Source organism: Binatus sp. (SeqCode), from assembly GCF_035272065.1.
Lineage (GTDB): Bacteria > Desulfobacterota > Binatia > Binatales > Binataceae > Binatus.
This window is the reverse complement of record NZ_DATEQZ010000104.1, coordinates 1-8,497: the sequence shown is the minus strand read 5'-3', so window position 1 is coordinate 8,497 and position 8,497 is coordinate 1. Positions and strand designations below refer to the sequence as shown.

Below are 8,497 nucleotides of genomic sequence, written 5' to 3'. Positions count from 1 at the left end.
TCGGCTACTGAAACTCCGAAAGCATTGGAAAGTCCTCGGTGATAAGGCCGAACGCGCGACCGACAAAGGGCGGACAGGCTGTTAGCGCGGCTTCGGCCATTGTTACTTCGGCGGCGCGGCAAGGACTGGACCTGGAATCATTTCCGAGGCTTGCGGAAGTCCGGCTTGCGCCGCTCCAAGAAAGCGTTGCGGCCTTCCATTGCTTCATCGGTACCGTAGTAGAGTGCCAGCGCGGTGCCGCCCAGGGCACCGATTCCCTTGATATGGTCGGTCTCCGCGGCAAACGAGGCTTTTGCGATCTTGATCGCGGTGGGGCTCATCGCGAGAATCTCGCGCGCCCACGCCCGGGCTTCGTCCATCAGCTGCGTTGCCGGAACGACCTTGTTGACCAGTCTCATCTCGAGCGCTTCCTGGGCGGAGTACTGACGGCACAGGTACCAAATCTCACGCGCCTTTTTCTCACCCACCACGCGCGTCAGGTAGGCGGTTCCGAAGCCAGGGTCGACGCTGCCCACTCGCGGGCCGACCTGTCCGAACTTGGCCGTCTCGGCGGCGATTGTCAGATCGCAGATCACGTGAAGCACGTGTCCGCCGCCGATCGCATATCCGTTGACTGCCGCTATCACGGGTTTGGGAATGTCCCGGATGATCGAGTGCAATTCATCGACGTTCATCCCGCCCTGGTAGCCTCCCTTGCTCCGTGCCGACTGGTCGCCACCGGAACAAAAGGCGCGCTCTCCGGCTCCGGTAAGGATGACGGCACCGACGGAGCGGTCGTGGGCCGCATCCCTGAAGGCTTCGACCATTTCCCTCACGGTCTCGCCTCGAAATGCGTTCATCACCTCAGGTCGGTTGATCGTGATCGTGGCTATGCCATCCCGCTTCTCATAAATGATATCGGTGAAATCCATCGTTCTCTCCCTGCGTGATCTCATGAGATCGTCGTCAGTCCAAAGACCGATTATGATAGCATCGTGGCAGCCGAACCCAACGCCAAATTGCGCAAAGAGGAACGCCATCATCAAGATCGTTTATGTCCTGTCGCGCCGCGATGATATCGCGCCGAAGGCCTTCTACGAAATATTGGCTGAATTCCAATGGGTCACGGGTGCGGGGTCATGCAACCTGCGCGATCCGCGCGCGCAAATATGTTTAGAGCCATCTGATCGACACGCCGCTTCAACCGCGGCATGCAGGAGTCGCGCGGCATGATGGAACCGGCCGCCGGCATCACCGAGGTCTGGTGGGCCTCGATGAAACAAGATGCAGGCCGGTTCCGCGACGCCCGAAGGCCGACGCGTCGGACCCACGCCGGTGGAAGACGATGGCGCTTCTGGAGATGTCCCGCTCACGATGTTTCTGACCGGGGAGCAGGTGATCTTCGATCACACTTGAGAGGGGATCAGGGCCGGGTGCGTGGCGGCGCTCTATGGCCGCGCGCCGTTTCCCCAGCCGATCGCGTTGCGCAGCAGCATCTCGAACTCCGCGGTCTCCCATGAACCGCGGAAAACCTGCGGAGTTTGGCCGGCAGGCTCGACGCTCGAATCCACAAACGGCTGGACGTTACTTATCGGCGAATGGCAGTGGCCCAGTGCGACATAGGTAACCGCGCCGGCGCCGACCTCGCGTGTGTAGCCGAGCACGCGCGTCTTGCCATCGGGCATGACCGAGCTGTCTCTTTCGTAAACGAAACCGAATCCTCTGGGCGAGGGGTCCGTAGCGAGTTCGGTCGTGAGCAGCGTCTGGCACGCCGACGGGTCCTGAAGCTCGATTAGATAGAGCTCGTCCATCACGTCGAAGGAGGCCGGCAGTCCTCTGGTGATAAAGTGCCCGCGATCCGCGACCTCGACGCGGAACTTGCGCAGCGGCGGATGATTCAGAAAAAAACAGCCGAGCGTTTCGTGATAGCGGCCCTTGACCATTTTCCGGATGTAGCGCTGGTCGCCGACCGGCACCGCTTTTCCGCCGCTGGTCCCGTGCAGCGCAAGCCATCGCCCGCCCGACCTGAGGAAGTTGCGAATAGACTCATCCTGCTCGTCATTCGGAAACGGGCCGGCGACATAGGTGATTAAAAAATGGCTGCCGGGCAGCCACTTCGCGACGTCGGCAAAATCGTTGCCGCAAGTCGTGAGCACCTGAGAATTCTCTTGCAGCAGGCCGAGCAGGCGCAGCCGCGCGTAATCCATGTCATGGCCGGCGAACGAACCGGGAGGAAATCCCCCGGTGATAAGATGGACTCGAATCGGTTTTGACATCTTGCGCTCCGTGGTCTAGCGAAGAGACTCGGTGTTTCTCGCAATTGAGTCTTCAGTGGGAACACCTTCAAGAAACCTAAGTTCCAAACCGGCGGCGATTCCGCCAGAAGTAGGGAATCAGAATCGCCGGCGAAACAAACGAGCTCAGGTTGATAAGCATCTCCAAAATCATACCGGCGTCGAGGGACGCGTACTTGCCGTGTTCCAGATTGTAGAGCGTGTCCATGCAACCAAGGTCGACCGAGGCGCCGCTCGCAACTAACGCCCACAAGACGGCCTGCGGGCGTCGGCGCGCGCAATTGATCGCACACCAGGCCGATGCGAACGCCAGCCATGCATCGGCTGCCGGGAACGCGCGTTCAAAGTCGAGGTAGGCGGCGTCGCTGCTCGTCTGCACGACCCCGGTTGTGAAGAAGAGGATCCAGTAAGTAGCGCTCCATGCGACGGTGAGCCAGAGCCACGCGATCACCACGGTCAGCCCCGCGGGCGCCTCTTCCCCTGTGGTTGCTAGAAGTTCCAATGCGTCGAAAAGTCTGGAGTCTCTGGATTCACCGACGCAATATCGCCGGCACGCCTATGCCCGTGCGGTCAATTCTTCTTGCGCCAGTGGTTGACATCAGAGCGCATGGCGTTGCTGTGAGGCAACCTCTCCGGCAATCTGACCACCCTTATTCGACGATATCTTTCTTGAGGCTCTGGACGGATGCCACTACGTCGCGCTGTGCGGACTCCGGCACCTTGAACTTCGCCAGGGTCGCAGCCGCGTGTCCGAGGAACACGTTTCAGTCGCTCTCGCTGATCTTCATGCCACGGTGGGCCCGCTGCCACCCAACCTTCGGATCCGGGTTTTCGGCAGCGACAGCGGTGTCGCTGCGGGTCCTCTGATTGGGCAACAATCGCAGAGAGGGTTTTCCACGTATCCCACTTATTTGTGATTCGCTGCGAAGCCGACTAGACAGGAATCCGGCCCGATCGATCTTGCTCGGAGGGAGGACGCACCATGCCGCAGAATCGCGAGGCGGAGCCCAAGTACAAGGTCACCATCGAAAAGAATCTGGCGATGCGCACGCGCGACGGTGTCACGCTCCTTGCTGACGTGTACCGGCCCGACGCGTCCGGAAGATTTCCGGTCCTGGTGATGCGCACGCCATACGACAAGAGCCAGCAGATGGCGATGACCGAGCGTGATTATTTTCCTCCGCGGGGCTATGTGCTGATCGTGCAGGACACGCGCGGACGCTTCAGCTCCGAGGGTGAGTTCGCGCCGTTCGTCAACGAAGCGCGCGATGGGTACGACGCCATCGAATGGGCCGCGTCGTTGCCATGGTCAAACGGCAAGGTTGGCGCAGTCGGTCAGTCGTATCTGGCACTCGTGCAGTATTATGCGGCAACGCTAGGGCCGCCGCATCTGGTCGCGATGTGCCCAGTGTCGGGTCCGGTCACCTACTACGAAAACTGCATCTATCGGCGCGGGGTGTTCGAGCTAGGATGGATGCTTGCCTACTTTTCGTTCATGGCGCGCAACACGCTTGAGCGGAAGGGTATCTACCAAGAGTATAAGGACCAGCTCGATAGCTACCTGTCGCATCCGGAGCTACCCCTCTCGCCGTGCAACAACGAGGCATATCGGCATCTGCCGATTACCGATTGGGGCGAACGCCTGAAAGCTGGAGCGCCTCACTTTGCCGACTATCTCCACCACTGGAGAGATGGGGCGTTCTGGACGGCAACTGACATTCGCCCGCTAGTGCATAATGTGACCGTGCCGATGATGCATACCGGATCGTGGTACGACGCCTTCCAGTTCGACACGCTCACGATGTACACCCAGATGCACCGAGACGCGCGCAGCGACAAGGCCCGCCGCGGACAGCGGCTGATCATGGGACCATGGGCGCATTTGTTGCCCTACTCGGTGCCCACGTCACGCGGCACCGGCGATATCGACTTCGGCCCGGAGGCGCAAGTCGAATTGCTCGCCGACCAGGAGCGATTCCTGCGTCATTGGTTCGAAGGCAGGGAAGACGAAATTCTTGAGGAGCCGCCAGTCAGAATTTTCGTGATGGGGGACAATCGATGGCGCGACGAGCGCGAATGGCCGCTCGCGCGCGCTCAGTACGTGAAGATGTACCTGCGTGGCCGCGGTCGTGCGAACAGTCTACGCGGCGATGGCGCACTGAAATTCGAAGCACCCGCCGACGAGCCGGCGGATCAGTACACCTATGATCCTGACAATCCAGTACCCACGCGCGGCGGCACAACTCTCGGCCTCGCATCTGGAGTATTCGATCAGCGCGATGTCGAAGAGCGGGATGACGTGCTGGTCTTTACTGGCGACGTTCTCCCTCAGGACCTCGAAGTCACCGGGCCGATCACGATGAAGCTCCATGCGAGTTCATCGGCGCGCGACACTGATTTCACGGCGAAGCTAGTTGATGTTAGGTCCGACGGTTACGCGCAAAACATCGCGGAAGGAATTGTTCGAGCGCGCTTCCGCGAATCGGCGTCCAAGCCGACATTGATAGCTCCCGACAAAGTTTACGAATACGGAATCGATCTCTGGGCAACAAGCCACGTCTTCAAAGCGGGACATCGGCTTCGGCTCGAAGTTTCGTCCAGTAATTTCCCCCGCTACGATCGCAATCAAAACACCGGGAGTGATCTGTTCGTCGATCGCGAGCTCAAAACCGCGCGCCAGACGGTTCACCATTCGGGCCCCTACGCATCGCACATTGTTCTTCCGGTGATCCCGCGATGAAAGCCGCCTTCGACTACAGCCGAGTTCCCGACATCGTGAAATGCGAGAACGCTCCCGATCTGGTCCGCCATCTACAACGAGTTTCCTGGCGTTGGCACAGTTTCGCCGCTCCGTTTGATGTCTCGCATTCCGGAAGGGCCTGTCGCTTCTCAAAACTTCGTCCGGCCCGATTTCCTTGGTAACCACCGCATCACGGCGCACAATGAGCGACAAAAGCAGTTTCGAGGTGGTCATAATCGGCGGCGGAATCGCCGGAGCATCAGTCGCGTACTTTCTTGCCGAGCGTGGCATAACCGATCTGGTGATTCTCGAACGCGAGAGTCAGCCCGGCTATCACTCGACCGGGCGCAGCGCGGCGACGCTGGTCGAGTTCGATCCCAATCCGACCGTGCAACGCCTGAAGGCGATCGGCGGAAGCTTTCTGCGCAATCCGCCGGCAGGGTTCGCAGAAAACCCGCTTGTTCAGCATTCTCAGGTGATGTTCGTGTTCCGCGATTCGATGCTGCATGAGCTGCGCGGAGCGATCGCCCGTCTCGGCAACGATGGCGTCTCCTTCGAGGTGCTTTCGCAGGCGCAGGCCGTCGCCCGCGTTCCGGTTCTGGAACTGGATGAGTCGGATCGCGCGATTCTTCTCACCGACGATGGGCGCATCGATGTTCACGAGTTGTTGTCGAGCTATCTGCGCCACCCGCGGCGACGCGCGCAGCTTCGCACCAACTGCGAAGTCTGGAGTGTGATTATCGAGGGTGGCCGATGCCGTGGCGTCATTACCAACTCTGGCGAAGTCCACGCACGCTGGGTGGTCGATGCGGCGGGAGCATGGGCCGGCGAGATAGCAAGCTCGGCGGGCGCTGCGCCAATCGTGCTCGAGCCACGCCGCCGGACTATTGTCACGTTCGAGCCGCCCGAGCAGATCGATGTCAGCAGATGGCCGTTTGTGATCAGCGAGCTGGATCAGCTCTACTTCGCGCCGGAGTCGGGAGGTCTGTTACTTAGCCCGATGGACCAGGAACCGATGCGCCCGTGCGATGCGCAACCCGACGATGTGGTAATCGCGGGCGCGATCGAGCGGCTTCGCAGGTTCGCGCCGCGCCTGGTGCCGCGGTCGCTGAAACGCAAATGGTCTGGACTGCGCACGTTCTCGCCCGACTCGGTTCCGGTGGTCGGCGAGGATCCACTTGTGCGTGGCTTCTTCTGGCTCGCTGGACAGCAAGGTTTTGGAATCGAGAGCAGCCCCGCGCTGGGGCAAATCGCGGCAGATCTCATCGCGCGTGGAAGCACCGGCATTTTCGATTCTCGCGCACTCTCACCGGCGCGTTTCTCAGCCCTCTGAGAGTTACCCGGCAATGAGACGCGTGCGCGAGGCCGCTGCGATCCCGCCGGCGGCATCAACGCTCCCGACGTGCGTATCGAGATGATCGTTTCCTCGATCCCTCCGAGCTCGATTGCCTTTATCCTCTGTGCCGTCGATGATTCCGAACGGCGGGTCTCTACCATCACGGAACGATGGGACGGAGATCAATAGGGCGGCGCGCGGATATGTCGAGGAGATGGCGCCGCTTCGACAAGCGCTGCTCGAGAGTGACGTCTCCGAGCACGGCGACGCGCGCTACCTGATCTATCGCGACATCCGCGCCGGTCGCGGGTTCGACGGTCGAGAACGACCATGCGCAGGTTCCCATGTGCTGCGTGCTGCTGCCCGCAGCCACTTGTGACCCCGGTTGGCACCGCCCTGCGAGGTGGGGCGGAGAATTCGCCCACTCCGCGAGGGCCGCCGTAAGGTGGAAGTTATGGCGGCCAAGCGTGACGGCGCACTCCGCGAGCCGACGGACTTCGGCAGGAGTGATCACACCTGATAATAGTGATCACACCTGCAGGCGCTGACGCCACGTGGAGGCCGGGCTCGCCAGCGCCTCCTCTTTGCACACTCTGTCGCCCAGCTTTCGAATCGAATTCGGGCGGGTCAAGTTCTAAGGAACCTCAGTTGTTTGAAGCTCCTACTCTTCCGGCGGCGGGGGAGGCGAGTCCACATCCCCGACTCCCACCGCCAACGAATATGGCCCCTTTGCCTCGTACTGGTCGTACGAGACCTTGACATATATGTATCCGGGCTTGGCGAGCTTCAAACCTTCGAGCTTGGCGACGGTGCCCCGATTCGGGGCTGTGCTCTGGCCCAATTGAACGCTATCGTCGTCCACCGCTTGCAGCGAAAGCAGGCCCTGCGCGCTCGACGGTCGTACCTTGAAAGAGTATGAGCTGGTGCCGTCCGCCTTGAATTTGAACACGTCCATCGTGTCCACGTCGCTCATGTAGTTATGCGGATACATCCCGGGAGTGATTTCGAGCGCACGCGCCTTGGTGCTTCCTGCGTCGCGGTCTGAGTTGGCATCGTAGTTGTTGATCAAATCGACGCGAAAATTGTCATCCTCGTTCTGCCGCTGATACGATCTTTCTGCGATCGTGGCAGAGGAATGATCATCACATAGAGCAGTCGAAACGAAGCGGACGCCACGACGAACATGTCGATCGCAGCGATGCCTTCGGCGTGATTGAGCAGGAAGCTGCGCCAGGTCGGAGAAGGTGTACCTCGTCTTCGCACCATGTACTTTGCGACGGTCGCTTGGCTGACCTCGATGCCGAGCTTGAGAAGCTCACCGTGGATCCGGGGCGCACCCCACAGCGGATTGGCGCTGCTCATCTACCGAATCAGATCGCGAATCTCGCGATCGACTTACGGCCGCCCGGATCTCGAGCGCCATCGCCAAAACAAACGGAAGCCCTGGCGGTGCCATTGGACGACGGTGGCCGGCTTCACCAATATCATCAACTCCAGACAGAGCGGCCACAGTCGGTAGAGCCAAGACCCAGAGCAAACGGTCAATTGCGAACAGACGCAGACTGACCCGGCCGCTGGCGGCGAAGAACGTGCAGCTGGTGACGGAGCGCGAGGTTCTCTGGTTCCACAACCGCCCGACTATGGAATCGGCGAGCAAGCCGAGAAACGATCGATCGCACGAGCGTAAGCATGCCGGCGATATGGCGTCGGTGAATTCAAAAACTCCAGACTTTTCGGCGCATTTGGGATTTTTGGTAGCCACAGGTCGAAACGGCGGTGCGAGCCAGGCCTCTTCGAGGACTCTGCGTCGAATTTGCGATTGCGCGTCGCGTTGCGATTGGTCGTCCGCGTTGCCCGGCGTGGCGGCGGGTGGATCGACTTCGGCCATCGCTCAGATATCGAACGTGATCCGGCTGCGCCACTTGCCGTCTTTGTTTTCGACGACCAGCTGATGCTCTTGGACCCCTTTGATCTCGGTAAGCAGACTATGGCGATCCGGGTCGTACTGCTCGCCCGAGAGCCACACGACGATCGGGCCGCCACGCTCCTCGAGCTCGGCATCGCGCCAGATGAAACCGCTGCGGAACACGTTCAGCGCGGCGCCCAGCATGTCGTGCATCATGTCGACGTCGGTGTCGTCGATGATTT

10 protein-coding genes are annotated in these 8,497 nt (G+C 60.6%); 3 read left to right on the top strand and 7 right to left on the bottom strand.

Annotated features, from left to right (window positions below; all coding sequences use genetic code 11):
- Nucleotides 1–137: 137 nt before the first annotated feature.
- Nucleotides 138–911 (bottom strand): 1,4-dihydroxy-2-naphthoyl-CoA synthase, encoded by a 774-nt coding sequence (gene menB / locus VJX68_RS17145; RefSeq protein ID WP_324096940.1) that lies wholly within the window; start codon nt 909–911, stop codon nt 138–140.
- Between the two features lie 352 nt (nt 912–1,263).
- Here menB and VJX68_RS17140 point away from each other — a divergent pair, with 352 nt between their 5' ends.
- On the top strand, nt 1,264–1,395 hold the full coding sequence (locus VJX68_RS17140; protein WP_324096939.1) for a hypothetical protein: 132 nt from the start codon (nt 1,264–1,266) through the stop codon (nt 1,393–1,395).
- Between the two features lie 32 nt (nt 1,396–1,427).
- Here the strand turns inward: VJX68_RS17140 and VJX68_RS17135 are convergent, their stop codons facing one another.
- On the bottom strand, nt 1,428–2,255 hold the full coding sequence (locus tag VJX68_RS17135) for a ThuA domain-containing protein (protein ID WP_324096938.1): 828 nt from the start codon (nt 2,253–2,255) through the stop codon (nt 1,428–1,430).
- A gap of 76 nt (nt 2,256–2,331) precedes the next feature.
- Nucleotides 2,332–2,775, bottom strand: a complete 444-nt coding sequence (locus tag VJX68_RS17130; RefSeq protein ID WP_324096937.1) for a hypothetical protein — start codon at nt 2,773–2,775, stop codon at nt 2,332–2,334.
- A gap of 480 nt (nt 2,776–3,255) precedes the next feature.
- Here VJX68_RS17130 and VJX68_RS17125 point away from each other — a divergent pair, with 480 nt between their 5' ends.
- Nucleotides 3,256–5,013, top strand: coding sequence for a CocE/NonD family hydrolase (locus tag VJX68_RS17125; RefSeq protein ID WP_324096936.1), 1,758 nt, complete (start codon nt 3,256–3,258; stop codon nt 5,011–5,013).
- A gap of 202 nt (nt 5,014–5,215) precedes the next feature.
- Entirely contained in the window at nt 5,216–6,346 is a 1,131-nt protein-coding gene (locus VJX68_RS17120; protein ID WP_324096935.1) for an NAD(P)/FAD-dependent oxidoreductase, read from the top strand.
- A 163-nt stretch (nt 6,347–6,509) separates the two neighbouring features.
- Here VJX68_RS17120 and VJX68_RS17115 read toward each other — a convergent pair whose 3' ends face one another.
- The 4 genes from VJX68_RS17115 to VJX68_RS17100 all read right to left on the bottom strand — a co-directional run.
- The gene (locus VJX68_RS17115; RefSeq protein ID WP_324096934.1) at nt 6,510–6,722 is read right to left on the bottom strand and encodes a hypothetical protein; all 213 of its coding nucleotides are present in this window, start codon (nt 6,720–6,722) and stop codon (nt 6,510–6,512) included.
- A gap of 288 nt (nt 6,723–7,010) precedes the next feature.
- Nucleotides 7,011–7,418, bottom strand: a complete 408-nt coding sequence (locus VJX68_RS17110) for a hypothetical protein (RefSeq protein ID WP_324096933.1) — start codon at nt 7,416–7,418, stop codon at nt 7,011–7,013.
- Entirely contained in the window at nt 7,415–7,711 is a 297-nt protein-coding gene (locus VJX68_RS17105) for a hypothetical protein (protein WP_324096932.1), read from the bottom strand. Before VJX68_RS17105 ends, VJX68_RS17110 begins: the two co-directional genes overlap by 4 nt.
- Nucleotides 7,712–8,240: 529 nt before the next feature.
- A partial coding sequence (locus VJX68_RS17100; protein WP_324096931.1) for an archease occupies nt 8,241–8,497 on the bottom strand: 257 nt, incomplete at its 5' end.

Bases quoted from the DNA above. Each gene is read 5' to 3' on its own strand.
- VJX68_RS17135 (WP_324096938.1), bottom strand. From the start codon at position 2,255: ATGTCAAAACCGATTCGAGTCCATCTTATCACCGGGGGATTTCCTCCC.
- VJX68_RS17120 (WP_324096935.1), top strand. From the start codon at position 5,216: ATGAGCGACAAAAGCAGTTTCGAGGTGGTCATAATCGGCGGCGGAATC.
- VJX68_RS17140 (WP_324096939.1), top strand. From the start codon at position 1,264: ATGCAGGCCGGTTCCGCGACGCCCGAAGGCCGACGCGTCGGACCCACG.
- menB (WP_324096940.1), bottom strand. From the start codon at position 911: ATGGATTTCACCGATATCATTTATGAGAAGCGGGATGGCATAGCCACG.
- VJX68_RS17125 (WP_324096936.1), top strand. From the start codon at position 3,256: ATGCCGCAGAATCGCGAGGCGGAGCCCAAGTACAAGGTCACCATCGAA.
- VJX68_RS17105 (WP_324096932.1), bottom strand. From the start codon at position 7,711: ATGAGCAGCGCCAATCCGCTGTGGGGTGCGCCCCGGATCCACGGTGAG.